Source organism: Chitinophaga filiformis (genome assembly GCF_900102545.1).
Taxonomy (GTDB): Bacteria; Bacteroidota; Bacteroidia; order Chitinophagales; family Chitinophagaceae; genus Chitinophaga; species Chitinophaga filiformis.
Map to the genome: position 1 here is coordinate 1,200,810 of NZ_FNBN01000001.1, position 18,119 is coordinate 1,218,928.

13 protein-coding genes are annotated in these 18,119 nt (G+C 45.4%); 4 read left to right on the forward strand and 9 right to left on the reverse strand.

Going from position 1 to position 18,119, the window contains the following annotated elements; all coding sequences use genetic code 11:
- Nucleotides 1-105: 105 nt before the first annotated feature.
- Nucleotides 106-2,694, reverse strand: a complete 2,589-nt coding sequence (locus tag BLR32_RS04930) for a lamin tail domain-containing protein (RefSeq protein WP_176842170.1) — start codon at nucleotides 2,692-2,694, stop codon at nucleotides 106-108.
- A gap of 121 nt (nucleotides 2,695-2,815) precedes the next feature.
- Here BLR32_RS04930 and BLR32_RS04935 point away from each other — a divergent pair, with 121 nt between their 5' ends.
- Together BLR32_RS04935 and BLR32_RS04940 are read left to right on the forward strand one after the other, a co-directional pair.
- The gene (locus BLR32_RS04935) at nucleotides 2,816-3,805 is read left to right on the forward strand and encodes an aspartate-semialdehyde dehydrogenase (protein WP_089829113.1); all 990 of its coding nucleotides are present in this window, start codon (nucleotides 2,816-2,818) and stop codon (nucleotides 3,803-3,805) included.
- A gap of 300 nt (nucleotides 3,806-4,105) precedes the next feature.
- The gene (locus BLR32_RS04940; RefSeq protein WP_089829114.1) at nucleotides 4,106-4,357 is read left to right on the forward strand and encodes a hypothetical protein; all 252 of its coding nucleotides are present in this window, start codon (nucleotides 4,106-4,108) and stop codon (nucleotides 4,355-4,357) included.
- 169 nt (nucleotides 4,358-4,526) lie between these two features.
- Here the strand turns inward: BLR32_RS04940 and BLR32_RS04945 are convergent, their stop codons facing one another.
- The 4 genes from BLR32_RS04945 to uvrB all read right to left on the reverse strand — a co-directional run bounded on the left by BLR32_RS04945 (nucleotide 4,527) and on the right by uvrB (nucleotide 10,561).
- Nucleotides 4,527-5,192: a DUF2461 domain-containing protein gene (locus tag BLR32_RS04945; protein WP_089829116.1), complete on the reverse strand. Its 666-nt coding sequence runs from the start codon at nucleotides 5,190-5,192 to the stop codon at nucleotides 4,527-4,529.
- Between the two features lie 125 nt (nucleotides 5,193-5,317).
- Entirely contained in the window at nucleotides 5,318-6,400 is a 1,083-nt protein-coding gene (locus tag BLR32_RS04950; protein ID WP_089829118.1) for a porin, read from the reverse strand.
- A 268-nt stretch (nucleotides 6,401-6,668) separates the two neighbouring features.
- The gene (locus BLR32_RS04955) at nucleotides 6,669-8,069 is read right to left on the reverse strand and encodes an ammonium transporter (RefSeq protein ID WP_089829944.1); all 1,401 of its coding nucleotides are present in this window, start codon (nucleotides 8,067-8,069) and stop codon (nucleotides 6,669-6,671) included.
- 437 nt (nucleotides 8,070-8,506) lie between these two features.
- On the reverse strand, nucleotides 8,507-10,561 hold the full coding sequence (gene uvrB / locus BLR32_RS04960; RefSeq protein ID WP_089829120.1) for an excinuclease ABC subunit UvrB: 2,055 nt from the start codon (nucleotides 10,559-10,561) through the stop codon (nucleotides 8,507-8,509).
- 113 nt (nucleotides 10,562-10,674) lie between these two features.
- On the opposite strand from uvrB, the gene BLR32_RS04965 reads away from it, so the two are divergent.
- Entirely contained in the window at nucleotides 10,675-11,472 is a 798-nt protein-coding gene (locus BLR32_RS04965; protein WP_089829122.1) for a S1/P1 nuclease, read from the forward strand.
- A 74-nt stretch (nucleotides 11,473-11,546) separates the two neighbouring features.
- Here the strand turns inward: BLR32_RS04965 and BLR32_RS04970 are convergent, their stop codons facing one another.
- Together BLR32_RS04970 and BLR32_RS04975 are read right to left on the reverse strand one after the other, a co-directional pair.
- The gene (locus BLR32_RS04970; protein ID WP_089829125.1) at nucleotides 11,547-12,473 is read right to left on the reverse strand and encodes a PfkB family carbohydrate kinase; all 927 of its coding nucleotides are present in this window, start codon (nucleotides 12,471-12,473) and stop codon (nucleotides 11,547-11,549) included.
- A 54-nt stretch (nucleotides 12,474-12,527) separates the two neighbouring features.
- Nucleotides 12,528-13,940: an MATE family efflux transporter gene (locus BLR32_RS04975; RefSeq protein ID WP_089829127.1), complete on the reverse strand. Its 1,413-nt coding sequence runs from the start codon at nucleotides 13,938-13,940 to the stop codon at nucleotides 12,528-12,530.
- Between the two features lie 400 nt (nucleotides 13,941-14,340).
- On the opposite strand from BLR32_RS04975, the gene BLR32_RS04980 reads away from it, so the two are divergent.
- Complete coding sequence (locus tag BLR32_RS04980; RefSeq protein ID WP_089829129.1) at nucleotides 14,341-14,838, forward strand: hypothetical protein; 498 nt, start codon at nucleotides 14,341-14,343, stop codon at nucleotides 14,836-14,838.
- 163 nt (nucleotides 14,839-15,001) lie between these two features.
- On the opposite strand, the gene BLR32_RS04985 is transcribed toward BLR32_RS04980, so the two are convergent.
- Entirely contained in the window at nucleotides 15,002-17,014 is a 2,013-nt protein-coding gene (locus tag BLR32_RS04985) for an OmpA family protein (RefSeq protein ID WP_089829131.1), read from the reverse strand.
- 18 nt (nucleotides 17,015-17,032) lie between these two features.
- Complete coding sequence (locus BLR32_RS04990) at nucleotides 17,033-18,043, reverse strand: PorP/SprF family type IX secretion system membrane protein (RefSeq protein ID WP_089829133.1); 1,011 nt, start codon at nucleotides 18,041-18,043, stop codon at nucleotides 17,033-17,035.
- Nucleotides 18,044-18,119: the final 76 nt, after the last annotated feature.

An 18,119-nucleotide genomic window follows, 5' to 3' on the forward strand; every position in this document is an offset into this window, starting at 1 on the left:
AAATATAAAAAATCGTTTCTATCCGACAAATTGGAATAAGGCTGCCGGAGTAATTATTATTATTAATTGCTCCAATCAAGCATTTTTTTGACGGTATCAACTAATCTATCTTTTTCCCAGTACTATAGGCAATTTCCAATGTCTGACCTCTCCCTCGGCATTAAAAGCCTCCGCAAAGATGATGTATATTCCTGATACCAGCCCGCGGTTCGATTCTCCCCGGCCATCCCAGGTCATATATCCTGAAGCCGGCAATAAGGTATTCTTTTCCAGGTACCTTACCGGCCTGCCCTCTGCATCAAAAATCGTGACATTTATAATATATCCCGGTCCCGGAAAATTATATCTGACCACGGCAAAATCATCCAGCCCGTCATTATCAGGAGAAAAAACGGCCGGCTGTACCGTCAGGTCTCCCTGTAATTCTACCACCGGCAGCCGCTGTGAATTACGGTAGCCGGGAGTAGCATATTTCGCAGCCGCTGCTGCTGAATGCCAGTTATACTTGTCTTGTGTTTCCCTATCCGCCTGCAGTCGTTCCAGGGAAACACCCCGGGTATTGTCTGCCAGTGCCAGGTGCATTTTGTCAGAATAATGGAGTTCATCCAGTATCTGCCCACTTTCATTTAAGAGTACAATTGTTCCTTCTCCATTTATCAGCGGGGGCAGGTTTATTTTATAAATAGTTGCCGGCTGCAGGCAATCATAATATGCACACAATGCCTCCGGCGCTGTTGTAAAGGCTGCATAGCCTCCGGACAACAATAACAAAGGTTGGTCGCCTAAAGTTGCAGGAGCGTCCAGTTGTCCGTCTTCTTTCCTTCTGGCCAGGTACAGGTGCGACAGGTCCACTGCTTTCCGGCTCCGGTTATAGATTTCAATAAACTCAGGCACACCGGAAGCAGGGTCGTATAATATTTCATTGATCACAATGTCGAAACTGTCTGCGGTACCGATCCGGGCGAAGGCAACATCGCTGGCAGCTGTCACTTCCTGACCCGTGCAATCTTTTAAACCAGATACTACCACCGTATAGACAGTATCAGGTAACAAGGGCGCCGTTAAGTGGACAGATATATTATTATATAGAGGAGGATGAGCTGTGATACGGGCCATCGCCAGCGGAGGTGTAAACTCAAAATGTGCCGGCTCTGTCACGGTAAGACTATCCATGATGCCATTAAATGACAGGTGCAGCGTCATAGTATCCGGCGGAAAAGCCTTTACCAGCGATACCGGTGGAGGCATGGCACCAGCTCCTGTCACCCTATTGGGCCGCCCGGGAGTCCCGCCTTGTGGCGCTGTAGAAGGTTTCCAATTGCTGCTGCCGGCGCAGGGCCAGTTAGTATCTATCATTTCCAGGCTCCAGCCGCCTCTTTCCTTTACCGGGTTGTTATACCAGCTGCGGTCATAAGCGACGGCATGTACCAGGGTTCCACTGTCATTGCGCAATGTGATAATGTCACTGTCTCCCGGAGCCGGAAAACTACTGATGCCAAGGATAGAAATATCCGCAGGGAAAAGGTCAGTATTCCCTTTATCACAGATTACTACTAAACCGCCGGGTGGCAGCAGATACTGTGGCAATAGGGCTTCCCGACTGCTGTTTCCGAGTCGCCAGTTCTTTAGTTGTAAGGCATAAGGGCTATTATTCTTCAACTCTACAAAGCGCGAAGGCAATAAACCGGCGGAAGGTAATGCTCTTGGGAGGAATTCGTGAATAAGTACGTCATAACCACTGCTGGTATAATATAAAAAGGCCACTGTAACCGGCTCCATGACATTCCCGGAGGGGTCCCTTATCCCGTCTATCAGCAAGCGGCAACTATCTCCGTTGGGAAAGGCATCCCGGAAATGTATATGCAGGCAGGAAGGCTGACTGCTATCGGCCCAGATGCTATCTGGTGTATTGCCGGCAACAGATAAGCGGAAATGCGCTGGCTGAGAGAGGATGGCATTATCCAACGGTTCACTGAAACACAATGTAAGCGTGCGACTATCGCGCAGATAAGATGATTGTAAGACCGGTGATATTGTATCTGTTACAATAGGTGTGACCAGTACATCATCAAAATAGTGGCGCCCAAAGAAGGAAGCGGTGGACTGACGTACTACAAATCCCATGAAGTGCGAAGTATCGTACCTGCCATCTGTGGCAGTGCCCTCGCGGGTATAAGCAGTACCATCGGCCCTTTCATCTGTCCACAATTCCCATTCATCGTCCTTCCGGATCACCCTGACCTTCAGCTTCGTGGAGGTATGATTAGTGATGCCATCACGGCCGTCTATAAGCAGGACTGGTGATGCTGTACCGTCTTTCCTGTACAGGCACACTTCATCCTTTGTATTGCCGATGCGGACAAAATACCCGCTGAGCCCCGCCCCCTGCAGGTTTGCGCTGTCGGCAGTGAGAAAGACGTCCACATAATTGAGAGAAGAGGTGTTGAAATCCAGTTGCAGCCACCATTCCCATATTGCATTGCGGGCCAGTGAAGAAGGCGTAGCGATGTGGAAGCTGCTGCTTTGTCGCTGTAAATGGCTTCTCAGACGGCCATTATCAATCTGCCAGGCAGTATCTGTGCCTTTCCAGGAATTCGCTTCATTAATATCTTGATAATCAAAATGTTCGCTCACTTGTGCGAATGAGAAAGAAGCCTGCAGGAGCAGGCATGCACAAACAATGGAAATACGCATGTCTAAAAAAGTAGGTTGGTTAAGGTAGAAATTTAGTGAATTTCTATGATTTTGGCGCATACATTGAAAACCACGCAGGTTGTGTTAAATTTGCATTTCCAAAAAATTAAAATGTAAAACAATGAAAGTTGCCGTAGTAGGAGCTACCGGGCTGGTAGGCTCAAAAATGTTACAAGTATTGACCGAGAGAAATTTTCCGGTTACAGAACTGATTCCCGTGGCTTCTGAGAAGTCTGTTGGTAAGGAAGTAACATTTAAGGGCAAGCCTTATAAGGTGGTGAATGCAGATACGGCAATTTCCATGAAGCCGGATGTTGCACTGTTCTCCGCCGGTGGCAGTACTTCCCTGGAATGGGCTCCAAAATTTGCAGCAGCAGGTATTACCGTGATCGACAATTCTTCCGCATGGAGAATGGACCCTACCAAAAAACTGGTGGTGCCTGAGATCAATGGTAAGACGCTGACACCAGAAGATAAGATCATTGCGAATCCAAACTGTTCTACCATCCAGATGGTACTTGTGCTGAATCCATTACATGAGCAGTACAAGATCAACCGTGTAGTAGTATCTACTTACCAGTCAGTGACCGGTACCGGTGTAAAAGCGGTAGATCAGCTGATGAACGAGCGTAAAGGTATCGAAGGTGAAAAGGCATATGCACACCGCATAGACCTGAACGTTATTCCGCAGATCGATGTATTCCTCGATAACGGTTATACGAAAGAGGAAATGAAAATGGTGAAAGAAACCATCAAGATCATGGGCGATGACAAGATCCGCGTAACTGCTACAACTGTACGTATCCCTGTAATAGGCGGTCACAGTGAATCAGTGAACGTGGAATTTGATAAAGAGTACGAACTGTCTGATGTACGTGCCATACTGGAGAAAACATCTGGTGTGATCGTAGTAGATGAACCTTCCAAACAACAGTATCCGATGCCGAAAGATGCACATGAAAGGGATGAAGTGTTTGTAGGCCGTCTTCGTCGTGATGAAACACAGGAAAAGACCCTGAATATGTGGATCGTGGCAGATAACCTGCGTAAAGGCGCTGCTACCAATGCAGTTCAGATAGCGGAGTACCTGCACGCACAAAAATGGATCTAAGTGACAACATCTAATGACCGGAATGACCTCAAAAAGGTCTTTTCGCGAACGTATAAACGATTTTATTAGTATAAAAAGAGAGCAAGTGTTGTAACACTTGCTCTTTTAGTATCAATTTGAGGAGAAATAAGTATCACTTTGACAAAAATTACACAGAAGTAGTATTGCTTTCTGCTAGATAAAATCCAATTTTGGTATCAATAATCCTATGCCAACTTACTTATTCCAAAAATTGATTTTTTAAGAAAGTAAGAAGCCGAAGAACTAAAATTCACAAATCCGTAAACACCCTTAAGTCCTATGAAAACCAACGCCAATCGCGAGCTGCTACTGATGCACAAATTTACTGAAGAGTGGAGTTCTAATTTTTCATCACAGGTGTCACGCATCATGAACATTGTGGATCAACATGATACACTGGACGGCATAATCCCGATTATTGAGGTTGCCAACGTGTATAATCAACGTTTTGCGCACACTAAGACAGACAAAGAAAATCTGTTAAAGAACCGCAAGGCAAGACCTTTCGAATTCCTGATCCATAAGAACTAACCCATTAAAACTTATTGAGCTGTAATCATCTGCCGGCAATAAATATGTGTACCGGCGTATGCGTATCCGGCAGATGACAGCGTAATTTTCAGGATGCATTGTGACTTATCCATCTGTGATGACAGACAGTGACCTGTTGATATTATTTTCGCCCCGGAGCATTACCTGACTATTCCGTATAAAGTGCCCTGTCCATAAATTTGACAAAGGGCTGCATTACAGCAAATATTTTCAGAATTTCCCTAACCAGCGCAGGCTGTATGGCAGCTTCGTCGGAGATGCTGTGCCATACTGTGAAGCTTTTCAACTTCAGGTAGGCGATTGCAGGATTGTCTGGCAGGTAGCCCTGTGGTGCCGTCTTCAGGGATTCTCCTTCTATTTTACCAAAATAGCGGATGAATTCTTTATTGGAGATAATCTGCTGGAATTCTTCAAAGTTGTAGTCTATTTCCTGTCTGACCTTTTTCAGGGCATCAGCTTCCGGCATCCATAAACCGCCGCCGGCAAAGCTTTTGCCTCCCGGTTCCAGGTGGAAGTAATAGCCTGGACGAGGTGTTTTGCGCCCTCCAGGTGCAAAAGCTGCACCCATATTGGTCTTGTAAGGTGTTTTATCTTTTGAGAAGCGGACGTCTTTATATATGCGGAAAGTGCAATCCTTCACCTGTAAGCCTACAATAGCGGGATCCTGTTTATATAAACCATCCAGGATCTGCTGTACCACACTTTCATAATCGGCTTTCGCCTGCTGGTAATCGGATTTATGCTCGTCAAACCAGACTTTATTATTATTCTTAGTCAATAATTTTAAGAACTTCAACGTGGGAGGTTGCAGCATGTAATCAGTTTTGCTCACAAAATAAAAAAATTATTCTCCTTACCCAGCAAATAACAATAGGTTATGCCCTTCCCTCCAGGTCCGCGGGACCGGAAAGAAGAGCATAACGTGGCAGAAGGCGCTGCCTAGAAATGATATGTAGCGGCTAGTAATACGCTGGGGCATGTGCCCACAGGCGCCCCGGATTTCTTATGGAAGATGTCTACAGAAGCGTTGTCCATCCTGAACTCAGGAATAATGGTCAGGTTACCCACCTTATAATTTAATGAAAGTGTGCCTGCCACTACGTGGCCTCCATCTGTGCCGGCAAAGGTCTTCAGGCCATCCTTGTCATCAAAATACTCACCACGCAATGTCAGACCTACCTTTTCATTGAAATCCAGGTTCACATATAAGGCAGATCCCCACCATTGCTTTGCACTTTCAAGGCCTTCTTTGTCACGTGTATTATTGTATGTGCTGACAGTTCCGTTGTAGCCCAGCCCCAATATGCTGTTAACCTGGTAAGTGGCGACAAAGTCAATCTGATGGTTCTGAATACCCGTGGTATCCTTACCTTCCAGGTAGTTCAGATATAATTTGAGTGGCGCCTTGGTAGAAGAATATCCTAATTGTGCACCAATGTATTTATTATTGGTCCAGGAAGCAGATTTGAAATCAGTGGGGTTGAAAACGCCCACCATGGCCGTCCATGCGGAACTGATAGTGATGTCTGCCTTCACGCCGGTACTGAAGAAGGGGCCATTACTGAACATATAACTCATGCTGTAGTTCCTGTTCAGGTAAGCATCCAGCAGTTCATAACCCACGTGGGTACCGAAGCTACCCATGCTGATCTTCAGTTTATCCAGTACCTGGTAACCTACGTAAAGTTGTTTGATCACTACTTCCGCGGTTTTGGTCTTATCGGGTGTTTCATTGTAAGAAAATTCCGCTGCCCTTTTGCCAAAGCCGACATCAGCCACAATACTTCCTTTTTTAAATTCATGTTCGGCTTTCAGCGAGATCATTCCCAGTTCGAAACTGTTGTGAGAGTTGGTAAAGCTTGTTTTGTTATCGGTATTATTACCGTTGAAATTATAGCGATAGTAGACGTCTGCAGACCCGGAAAGCTTAACCAATGGGGCTTTAGTTGTATCAGCAGCAGTCTGGGAATGCGCAATAAGCGCCTGACAGGCAGCAAATGCTACCAATAGAACTTTTTTCATGCAAGGAAATTTGGTTGATAAAAATGGTGTGTGCGAATCGTTTCGTTAATTCTATGCTCGCTGTCCTATAGCCTGGAAATAAAGGGAAGAGAAAAGAATAGCTAATAATCAACCGGGAAGACATCTACATGGAATACTACAGATATTGGTTGATAAACTAAATCCTGGTTGATAAAATAAAATACTGTTTACGTTTTTTATTTCCCAGTTCGATTATTAGCTATTCTAACATTTGGGTGTCAAACTATGTGAATTATCTATTAAGCGCTTAGTGCACCATCTGCTCTTCTTTCAACGCACCGTTGTCGGATACGCTCATCATGGCAGGGTGATACTGTTCGTTGTGCTGTGTAGCATCCAGACCCAGTTCTTCTTCCTGGTCGCTTACACGCAGCGGATGGATCATGTTAATCAGCTTGAAGATACCGTAGGAAACTACAAAGCTGTATACAACTACGATCACTAATCCGATCACCTGATTTTTAAAGAGTTCAAAACCACCGTAGAACAGGCCATCACTGATAGCACCGTTTACATTCTTGCTGGCGAAAATACCGGTCAGCACCATACCAACCATACCACCAATACCATGACAAGGGAATACATCCAGTGTATCGTCAATAGCAGTTTTGGATTTATAGTGAGCCACCAGATTAGAAACGATAGCGGCAACAAAACCGATCATGATACTCTGTGGGATACCTACATATCCTGCAGCAGGAGTAATAGCTACCAGACCAACTACAGCACCGATACAGAAGCCCAATGCAGAAGGTTTACGACCACGGATCACATCGAAGAAGATCCAGGACAAACCAGCAGCAGCAGCAGCAGTGTTAGTAGTAGCGAAAGCAGAAGCAGCCAGACCGTTTGCAGCGAGGGCGGAGCCTGCATTGAAACCGAACCATCCGAACCAGAGCAGGCCAGTACCTAACAGTACGAAAGGAATATTGGCAGGTTGCAGTTCTTTCTTTTCTATATGGTCTTTACGGCGTTTCAGTACCAGTACACCTGCAAGGGCAGCACAACCAGCAGAGATGTGTACCACAGTACCACCTGCGAAGTCAAGTACACCCAGTTTAAACAGGAAACCGTCAGGATGCCAGGTCCAGTGCGCAATAGGCGCATAAACCAGCAGGCTGAATAACACCATAAATAATACGTAAGACGTAAACCGGATCCTTTCAGCTACAGCACCTACCACCAGGGCAGGAGTGATCACTGCAAATTTCATCTGGAAAAGGGCAAATACCAGTAAAGGGATGCTGGTTGCCAGAGACCAGGGCTCACTGGAAGGAACGCCTCTGAAGAACAGGAATGTGGAAGGATCACCAATCAGACCATATCCATTCACTCCTATCGATTTACCAAATGCAAGGCTGAATCCTACGGCTACCCATACGATACTAACAACACCGGCAGCGATAAAGCTTTGTACCAATGTTGAGATCACATTTTTACGGTTAACCATACCTCCGTAGAAAAATGACAGCCCTGGGGTCATCAGAAACACGAGGCAGGATGCCACCAGTATCCAGGCAATGTCACCAGTATTGTATTGACCCTTGGGATCGGCAAAAGGAAGCTCCCCAGGAATAAACAATGCAATTATTGCGACAATCCCTAGCAAAAGGAAGGGCACATAGTCTTGAAATGATGTTTTCTTCATAGCGTTCATTTTTAAATTTCTTTAATAAAAGTATAAAGGATATTTATTTCATCAAATAGAAAAGGCAAAAAATAGAAATGATTGAAGAAAAATATAGGATATGGGGTCAAATATCAAGTATATTATAATAATAATTAATATAACTATCGCTTTTGGCCGCTACAGGTGGGGTAAAATGGGGGACATTTGTCTTATAAACTTATAATTATCAACGTATTATAAAATTAAGGAAGGGGCATTTAACAATTTTCTAACATTGGAAAGGTAGTTGCTACTGCAATTAGGGAATATGTGCTATAATAAACTAAAAATCAGCCTAATAAATATTAGGCTGATTTTGTTGTATGGGATAGCCCCGTTAAATATTATCAATACATTAAAAATAAAATAATGTATGTTTTATGATCCAGACCATAAAAACTGACCTTTCCACTGCATTATTGCTTCATACTTTCTAATTCGCGTTGCATTGCGAACATCTGGTCACGTAACCTGGCAGCTTCCATAAAGTCGAGGTCCTTTGCAGCCTTCTCCATATCCTTTTTGACCTTCGTGATTGCCTTCTCCATCTGAGGTATTGTTTTGGCAACAGTAGCCTCCTGTTTGGCGTAACCGATAGCATCTTCTGCTACAAGCGTTACCTCGTCATGTACCGCATATGGTGAGTTTTCGTCGAACTGCTTGATTTCCAACACAGCAGTCTGTCCGAGGATTTGTTCCTTACTCTTGAGCACCGTTCTCGGCGTAATCTTATGTTCTATATTATAGGCAATCTGCTTCTGCCTGCGCCGGTCTGTTTCGTCGATGGTACGCTGCATACTGTCGGTAATCTTGTCAGCATAAAAGATCACAAGACCATCCACGTTACGTGCCGCACGGCCTGCTGTCTGGGTCAGGGAACGCTCATCCCTCAGGAAGCCTTCCTTATCTGCATCCAGTATAGCCACTAGTGTCACCTCGGGCAGGTCCAGACCCTCACGCAGGAGGTTTACGCCCACCAGGACATTGATATTACCCAGGCGGAGGTCTCTTAATATCTCTATGCGTTCCAGGGTATCTACCTCAGAGTGAATGTAACGGGACTTAATATTAATTCGATGGAGGTACTTGTCCATTTCCTCGGCCATCCGCTTGGTAAGGGTGGTTACAAGCACACGGCCTCCTTTTGACACACGCTTGTCTATTTCTTCCAGGAGGTCATCTACCTGGTTGACGCTTGGTCTTATTTCGATAGGCGGTTCAAGCAGTCCTGTAGGACGTACCACCTGTTCCACCACTACACCTTCTGTCTTTCTCAGTTCATACTCACCCGGGGTAGCGCTGACAAAGATGGCCTGGTTCACCAGGTTCTCAAATTCATAGAAGTTCAGCGGCCGGTTATCCATTGCTGAAGGCAGGCGGAAACCGAAGTCAACCAGGGTCAGCTTACGGGACCTGTCTCCACCATACATTCCCCCGATCTGGGGAATAGTTACGTGGCTTTCATCTATTACCAGGAGATAATCTTTAGGGAAATAATCCAGCAGGCAGAAAGGGCGGGTACCCGGAGCACGTCTGTCCAGGAAGCGGGAGTAGTTCTCGATACCGCTACAATAGCCTAATTCCCTGATCATCTCCAGGTCATAATTCACTCTTTCAGAGAGACGCTGTGCTTCCAGGTGTTTCCCGATGGACCGGAAGTATTCCACCTGTGCCAGCAACTCATCCTGGATCTCAAATATGATCTGGGCCATCATGTCTTTGGGCGCCAGGTAGAGATTAGCCGGGAAAATGGCTGCGTTCTCCATGGTACCTATACGTTTGCCGTTTTGCACGTCAAAGCTTTCAATCTCCTCAATCTCGTCGCCAAAGAAGGTGATGCGATAACCAAAATCCACGTAAGGCAGGTTAATATCTACCGTATCTCCCTGCACACGGAAATTACCGCGATTAAAGTCGCCGGTAGTGCGGGTATATAGAGAATTCACCAATCCATGCAATACTGTATTACGGCCAATGGTCTGTCCTTTGTGCAGGCGGATAATACCATTTTCATAATCCGTCGGATTACCCATACCATAAATACAGGAAACGCTGGCTACGACTATTATATCCCTTCGTCCTGACAGGAGACTGGTAGTGGCTCTCAATCTAAGCTTATCAAGCTCCTCATTGATGGAAAGGTCCTTTTCTATATAGGTATCGCTCACAGGCATATATGCCTCCGGCTGATAGTAATCGTAGTAAGACACAAAGTATTCCACGGCATTATCCGGGAAGAACTGTCGGAACTCTCCATACAGCTGGGCCACCAGTGTTTTATTGTGCGTCAGCACCAGTGTAGGGCGCTGTACCTGTTGAATGACATTTGCAACAGTGAATGTTTTTCCTGAGCCGGTTACCCCCAGTAATGTCTGAGCGGGGGCTCCATCCTGTAATCCTTCTACTAACTGGCGAATGGCTTCCGGTTGATCGCCTGCGGGGGCATATGGTGCATTTATCTTAAAGGGCATATTCTAAATTCTAGCGTTATCAAATGTACAAATTAATAGACAGTGCTTTTTCATTTCAAAAATCTGGCTCACCTTTATGCACTTATTGAGACATATTAACCACCTCATCTATTATGCTTAAAAAACTCTACCCTATTCTACTGGGTATGCTATTACTGGCGCCCATATCAGGCTTTTCCTGGGGCGTTACCGGTCATCGTGTGGTAGCCGAGATCGCCAGCAATCATTTAAGTCCGCAGGCAAGAAAAGCCATCACTGCTTTACTTGGTCGTCAGAGCATGGCAATGGTTGCCAACTGGCCTGATTTTATCAAGTCAGACACTACTCACCGCTACGATCACACTTCTCCCTGGCACTACCTCGATTTTCCTGCCAACTGCACACGCCAGCAATTTGATGAAGTCATAAAGGCGCATGCTACGGGTGACAACCTGTACGCACAAACTGAGTCGCTGATCAAAAAACTGAAAGATCCGGCTACTTCCAAAGAGGATAAAGTATTTGCATTGAGTTTCCTCATCCATATGATAGGAGATATGCATCAGCCATTACATGCAGGTCGTGATGAGGATCAGGGTGGTAACAAGATACAGGTAATGTGGTTTGACAAACAGACCAACCTGCACAGGGTATGGGATGAACACCTCATAGAATTCCAGCAACTCAGCTATACAGAATATACACATGCTCTGGATACCGCTACTGCTGCAACTGTAAAGAAAATACAGAGCGGCACTGTAGCCGACTGGATATTTGAATCCAATCAGCTCTCCGGCAAAATATATTCACTGACGCATGCAAATGATAAGCTGAGCTACCGTTATAATTTCTGGTTTGTCAACGACCTGAATAACCAGCTGCTGAAAGGAGGCTTAAGACTCGCAGCTATTCTGAATCAGATCTACAAATAATATAGTGGGTTATAGTACAAAAGAAAAGCATCAGCCTTGGGCTGATGCTTTTGCTCTTTATAGCCTTTTATTGACTAGATCAGGTCAATATCAAAATTTACCAGTTGTACGAACTGCTCCAGGCGGTTGCTGATATCCTCATGAGTGATCTCACGCATACGGCCTACCCCAAAACGTTCCACGCAGAAGGAAGCCATAGCGGAACCAACGATGATAGCAGTTTTCATGTTTTCGAAGGAGATATCCTTTGTTTTAGCCAGGTGGCCGATAAATCCACCTGCAAAGGTATCACCGGCGCCGGTTGGATCAAATACCTCTTCCAGTGGCAGGGCAGGTGCGAAAAATACATGGTTCTCATGGAACAGCAGTGCACCGTGCTCTCCCTTCTTAATGATCAGGTACTTAGGCCCCATGGTAGTCAGTATCGTACGGGCAGCTTTCACCAGGGATACTTCCCCTGTCAGCTGACGGGCTTCGGCATCATTTACCAGGAGCACGTCTACTTCTTTCAGTACCTTTTTCAGATCGTCCATAGCTACTTCCATCCAGAAGTTCATGGTATCCATTACGATCAGTTTAGGCCTTGTTTTCATCTGTTTGATTACAGACATCTGCACCTGTGGTGTCAGGTTACCCAATATCAGGAATTCGCTTCCCTGGTAACTGTCGGGTATTATAGGCTGGAATTCACCCAGTACGTTCAGCTCTGTGGTCAGCGTATCACGGGTGTTCATGTCCATATGATATTTACCGGCCCAGTAGAAAGATTTCTCATCCTTCTTCACCTGTACACCATCGAAAGCAACACCTTTGGCACCTAGCGCGTCCAGTTCCTCCTTAGGGAAGTCTCCGCCAATTACAGAAACCTGGTTGATGGGCTTTACAAAATTGGAAGCTGCCCATGCAATGTATGTAGCGGAACCACCTACGATCCGGCCTGATTTACCAAAGGGCGTTTCTATATCATCGAACGCCATAGTACCTACAACAGTTAGCGACATGCGTATTCTTTTTTTATTGAGTTTTAGTTAGTTTGCAAAACAGCGCAAATGTAACTAAACTTTCACCTGCTTCCACCATCCTTTCCGGAATATAACAATAGCCGCTACCGCGATACAGGATTCTGCTATGGCAATAGCCCAGAAAACGCCGGCCGGGCCCATGTTATAGTTCACCGCCAGAATCCAGGCCATGGGTATCTGCAACATCCAGAAGCCTACCAGGTTAATAAGGGTAGGGGTACGCGTATCGCCAGCCCCGTTAAAAGACTGGGACAGCACCATACCATAAGCGTAAAAGATATACCCTATACTTACCAGCTGCAGGCACTGTGCCGCCTGTAATACGATAGCTGTTTCGCTGGTAAAGATCATCACTATCGGCCGGGCCGCCAGGAAGAAACAGATGGATATTAGTCCCAGGAACACCATATTGAAGAATGCTGCTCTCCATACAGACGTTTCCGCTCTATCAGGCTGACCAGCACCCAGGTTCTGTCCTACCAGGGCAGCTGCCGCATTGGCCATACCAAAGGCAGGCAGCAGGGTGAAAATAACGATCCTAATGGCAATGGTGTAGCCGGCCACTGCGTCTTCTCCGAAACGGGCAATCAGGCGCACGAGGAAGATCCAGCTAACTGTATTGATGAGCAGCTGTGCGGTACCTCCCGCTGCTATCTTAAGCAGTTTCCAGATCACACCTATGTCGGGACGTATATGACGGCTGGTAATACGGATCAGGTCCTTACCTCCAAAAAGATGGTACAGCTGATAACATACCCCGATACCACGGCCTATTGTAGTAGCCAGCGCTGCGCCTTTCAGGCCTAATGCAGGAATTGGTCCCAGACCATTGATCAGCAATGGACACAACAGGATATTCAGGATATTTGCTATCCACAATGACCTCATGGCGATAGCCGCATCTCCGGCCCCTCTGAAAATACCATTGATCAGGAAGAGCAACATTACGATTAGATTACTGCCGAGCATGATACGCGTATATATGTGACCGTTATCAATCACATCCTGAGACGCGCCCATCAGTGCCAGCAAGTCAGGAGCCAATATAATCCCTGTTATTGCAATAGCCGATGCCAGCACCGCAGCAACATACAGTGACTGCACAGCAGTATGCGCGGCAGCATCACTATCCTTTTCACCTGTACGACGCGCTACTACGGCAGTAGCTGCCATGCTCAGTCCAAATGCCGCTGTATACACCAACGTCATCATAGACTCTGTTAATCCAACTGTAGTAATGGCATGCTTACCCAGTTTACTTACAAAAAAAATATCCACGACTGCAAAGAGTGATTCCATCATCATCTCCAGGATCATGGGTACTGATAATAAAAAGATGGCGCGGTTGATATTACCACTTGTGAACTCTTTTTCCGTGCCTGATACTGCCATAACAAACAACCGGAATACCTTGCCCAGGCGGGAACTAGCCTGTGTATCTCGCATATAAAAGCTGTTAAATAATTAAAAATGGAATTGCCGGTACAGATATGTACCTGTTTACATTAAAAGGGGGCGGTGGGCATATCCGGAAGTACCGGATATTGAATTACATTTTCATAACACATCAATTGTAGGCCACAAAGGTAAAATGTTTTTTAATTCCCCCTCATTTTTTTAGATGGTGTGGCAACATATATACTTTTTCAGAACATTTTTTACGGGGCTAAAACACTGTACAGATAAGCAATTCATTGATTGCCGGAAACACATTAAATAATTTTTCTACAGTCGCTGTAACTTTTCCTGACCATCTCCGTTTAACAATTGCATCAGCGCTGAGAAACCAATTTATTGTACTAAATACGGAAACCTATTTTCTATTAATTCAAATTAAACGGAAACCATGCTTACGATTAAAAAACATGCTCTTAAAGTGGGAGCATTAGCCCTTGCTATGGGTATTACTTTTGCAGCTTGCAGCGATGATGACGATCCAGCAACGCCGAATACTCGTTCTAAAGAATACAAGTTGACTAAAAGCGCTACAGATGCAACTCAGGTAGGTTCTGTTAAACTGACTGAAAATGCTGATAGCAGTGTTAACCTGTCTATCACGCTGAAGGCTTCTACCAAAGACACTAAACATCCGTTCTATCTGATCGGTGGTTCTGTTGCATCGCCTACCATTGATACCCTGTTAAAGGATACTATTCCTGGTAACGGTGCTGAAGCTACAAAAGTGATCTGGAACAAGGTGAAGAGCGTTGTTGTAAACGGTCAGACCCGTAAATTCAACTATGACAGTGCACTGAAAATAAGCGCATTCTCTAAAGTATACTTCAAAGCTGGTAAAGACAGCGTTATTGCTATCGGTAATATCCTGAAAAGCAGCGCCCAGTAATAATCGGCTGATATAAAATATCAGGAGAACTACAGGTTAAAAAAAAGTAATAATGGCCGGAAATTTCCGGCCATTATTATAATGGTCTTTACTCGTTATTAGGATATGGCTCCAACCCGCAGGTCAGAAAACCGACTTTATAAGAAGGTGTTGCTCCTCTTAATCAATCCAACTGGGTTACGCGCAACACTTTGAATTCTGTTCTTCTGTTCAGCTGTCTGCCATCCGGATTATCCTTTCCACCTGGCAGCTCATTGGCAGCTATAGGCCTTGTTTCACCATACCCTTTAGCGATCATTCGATCAGCGGAAATACCTCTGCTGATCAGGTAATCCACGCAGGATTGTGCCCTTCTCTGGGACAGCTTCATGTTGTATGCATCTTTACCTTTACTATCCGTATGTGCACTCATCTCAATGATAAGATTCGGGTTATCCTGCATGATTGAGACGACAGTGTCCAATACTATAAGTGACTGGGAACGTAATGTTGCTTTATCGAAGTCATAATAAATATCTTTCAGGATAATGGGCTTTCCTATTTCAAAACGTTTGAGACAGGTATTGGGGTTCAACAAAGAGTCAACTTTTGTTAATCCATCTGTATTTGCATAAATGGCCTTGGAGAAATAGTTCTCTTTTTCCGCCATGATCTTATAGTGTTTCAATGGTTCCACCTCAAAGTGATAACGCCCGGTCTCATCCAGTACCACCTGCTGCAATACGCGCTGTAATATGGTATCTAATAGCGTGATCTTGGCTCCCGTAAGCGGCATATCATTCTCACAATCCAGCACCAATCCATTTATTGTTTTGGAAATCTTTTTAATGGCAAATACTTCCAGGCAGCAAACAGACTCTCTGTCTGAACTGATGTAGCCCCCAGCCAGTGGGTGCTCATTATCGATAGCCGAGTAGTAAACATCATCCTTGGGAGAGTTCAGGGGGATACCCAGGTTCCTTGGAGCGCCCCAGCTGCTGAAATCGCCTTCCACAACAAAGAAGTCCAGTCCTCCCAGTCCGACCCTCCCGTCGGTACTGAATACCAGCGCCTTCTTTTCACTGTCATAGAAAGGGGCCTGTTCCTCATCACGGGTATTGATATTGGTACCCATGTTCTTGGCAGGACCTACAACACCTTTATCAAGCGGACAATACCAAAGGTCATTTTTGCCCATACCTCCCGGCCTGTTGGAAGCAAACAACAGGTACTTTCCATCTGCCGTCACATATGGCTGCATTGCGCTATATCCTTCGACATTGACATTGGGTCCCATTAGTTTTGGTTCTTCCCAGCTGCCTCCCTTTCGGGTGCTCGTATAGATAGCGGCAACCTTTATCCCATTTTTAACCGTCCAGCGGGTCAGGTAAAGCGTATTCCCATCAGGGCTGACGGTAGCCACTCCCTGGTCAACTCCTTTTTCTTCAGGAATATTGACCGGCTGACTATTATGAAAATCGGCTCCATTTCCACGGGCCAGGAACAGGTTATTGATGTATGGATTGGCTTTTTTTGATTTCTTTTCTTTTTCCAGCTCGCTACTATCAGGACGGGATGAGGTATATAACAGCAGGTCCTTTCCCAGCGCGGCAGGGGCATAGTTTGCACCTCCTGCATTTATATCACCCGACAATTTACTGATCGTATATGCAGGCATGCGATTGCTCTCTGCAATGGCGAATTCACAGCAGGCGATCTCCAGACTTGTCCGTGAACTGAAGTCATCTATTTTGGTGTATTCCTGTTTGAACTTTGTAAACTGTTCCAATGCAGCATCATACTTGCCGTTTGCACGCAGGCTCACCCCATACCAGAAACGGGCCAGCGGAAAGAGGGCGGTATTATTGAAACCTACTACCTGCTCGTAGTATTTTTCTGCATTACCATAGTCGTAATAATTCCGGTAAGATTCCGCCAGGCGGTAGATCACCGCTTCATAGTCTTTGAGCTTTCCGGATTCCTTCCCCCGCAATTCAACGGTATAAGGCAGGATCTGGCCAGGTTTTATTTTAAAGGTACCAAGAGCTTTGTTGTAATACTGCGCAGCAGAGTAGTAGTCCTTTGCCTCGAAGTAAATATCACCGGTCCTCTTATAGTCGTATACATATTGGGCCTTTGAGCTGCCAACAATCCATAATAATGCGATAGCCAGCCAATAGCGTACATTTGGTTTCATCCGTGTATATTTTGTTTTTTACAGGCGCGGGCAAAAGAAATTTTCTTCTGAGTAAACTCTCTTTTTCCGGCTTATGAAGGATAAGGATAGCTCAAAACTATTACTGCCATTGACCAATCGTCTGAGATTGGAGGTATTCACGTCATAACTAACTCCCAGTACAAAGCTTTTGAAGTGAAAGCCTGCAAACGGAATGGCAGAGTCATTGAAGCGGTAATTAGCTCCCAGCAGGAAATCGAATTCTTCGTTCAGATACGCCTGTCCATATGCACCCAGCACTGCTTCATGCGCGTTTCCCTGTCGCATATACAATCCATGAGGCGTAACACTGAAGATGTCATTCAACTTTATACGTGTACCTCCATGTGCCATGTATCTTACAGGCAGGCGTTTGTCTTCACCGGATAAAAACGGATCTCTTGGCTGTGTGAGATGGCCTGCAGAAAAACCTGCGAAAGGATTGAACTGATGATTGGGATTGCCATCAAAGAACATTACACCTGCAGCGGCGTCAAATACATTGGAAGAAGTAGTGCTGATATTCTCTCCACTCGGTTTCGAAGGATTAAAGCCCATTACAGGGTCATACTGACTGCCCAGCTGCCATTTGGCCGGATCTATCTTACGATTGATCATACCAGCCTGGATACCAAATACCAGGTGGCTGGTACCGGTTTCTCCAAAGCGTACGCCACGATAGGATACACTGGCCATTGCATTGAGGTATTTGTAACCCGCATCTCCGGCAGTCATGTTGATGATATTCACACCGGCGCCAATATTATTGGGTGCAGCAGCATCAAAGGAAACACCGGTAGTAGAAAATGGTTTACCAATGTTCACCCACTGGTTACGATAGTTGGCACTGACACGATAATCGCCATCAACGATACCTGTCAATGCAGGGTTCAACCACATGGGATAGGCATAGTATTGTGAGAAGTGAGGATCCACCTGTGCCTTTGCCCATGCAGGCAGTAAAGCGGCCAATACTATCCAGACAACAAAGCGTATGTTTCTATTCTTCATAAGAAGATTTTTAACTTTTTTGTAATGGCCGGGATGACATGTCATCCCGGCCCTGTTTATAACCTTTTCTAACCCG

What these genes read in the sequence shown, in the direction of transcription:
- BLR32_RS04955 (WP_089829944.1), bottom strand. Translation starts at nt 8,069, where the DNA reads ATGAAGAAAACATCATTTCAAGACTATGTGCCCTTCCTTTTGCTAGGG.
- BLR32_RS04935 (WP_089829113.1), top strand. Translation starts at nt 2,816, where the DNA reads ATGAAAGTTGCCGTAGTAGGAGCTACCGGGCTGGTAGGCTCAAAAATG.
- BLR32_RS04950 (WP_089829118.1), bottom strand. Translation starts at nt 6,400, where the DNA reads ATGAAAAAAGTTCTATTGGTAGCATTTGCTGCCTGTCAGGCGCTTATT.
- uvrB (WP_089829120.1), bottom strand. Translation starts at nt 10,561, where the DNA reads ATGCCCTTTAAGATAAATGCACCATATGCCCCCGCAGGCGATCAACCG.
- BLR32_RS04970 (WP_089829125.1), bottom strand. Translation starts at nt 12,473, where the DNA reads ATGTCGCTAACTGTTGTAGGTACTATGGCGTTCGATGATATAGAAACG.
- BLR32_RS04930 (WP_176842170.1), bottom strand. Translation starts at nt 2,694, where the DNA reads ATGCGTATTTCCATTGTTTGTGCATGCCTGCTCCTGCAGGCTTCTTTC.
- BLR32_RS04980 (WP_089829129.1), top strand. Translation starts at nt 14,341, where the DNA reads ATGCTTACGATTAAAAAACATGCTCTTAAAGTGGGAGCATTAGCCCTT.
- BLR32_RS04985 (WP_089829131.1), bottom strand. Translation starts at nt 17,014, where the DNA reads ATGAAACCAAATGTACGCTATTGGCTGGCTATCGCATTATTATGGATT.
- BLR32_RS04965 (WP_089829122.1), top strand. Translation starts at nt 10,675, where the DNA reads ATGCTTAAAAAACTCTACCCTATTCTACTGGGTATGCTATTACTGGCG.
- BLR32_RS04945 (WP_089829116.1), bottom strand. Translation starts at nt 5,192, where the DNA reads ATGCTGCAACCTCCCACGTTGAAGTTCTTAAAATTATTGACTAAGAAT.
- BLR32_RS04990 (WP_089829133.1), bottom strand. Translation starts at nt 18,043, where the DNA reads ATGAAGAATAGAAACATACGCTTTGTTGTCTGGATAGTATTGGCCGCT.
- BLR32_RS04975 (WP_089829127.1), bottom strand. Translation starts at nt 13,940, where the DNA reads ATGCGAGATACACAGGCTAGTTCCCGCCTGGGCAAGGTATTCCGGTTG.
- BLR32_RS04940 (WP_089829114.1), top strand. Translation starts at nt 4,106, where the DNA reads ATGAAAACCAACGCCAATCGCGAGCTGCTACTGATGCACAAATTTACT.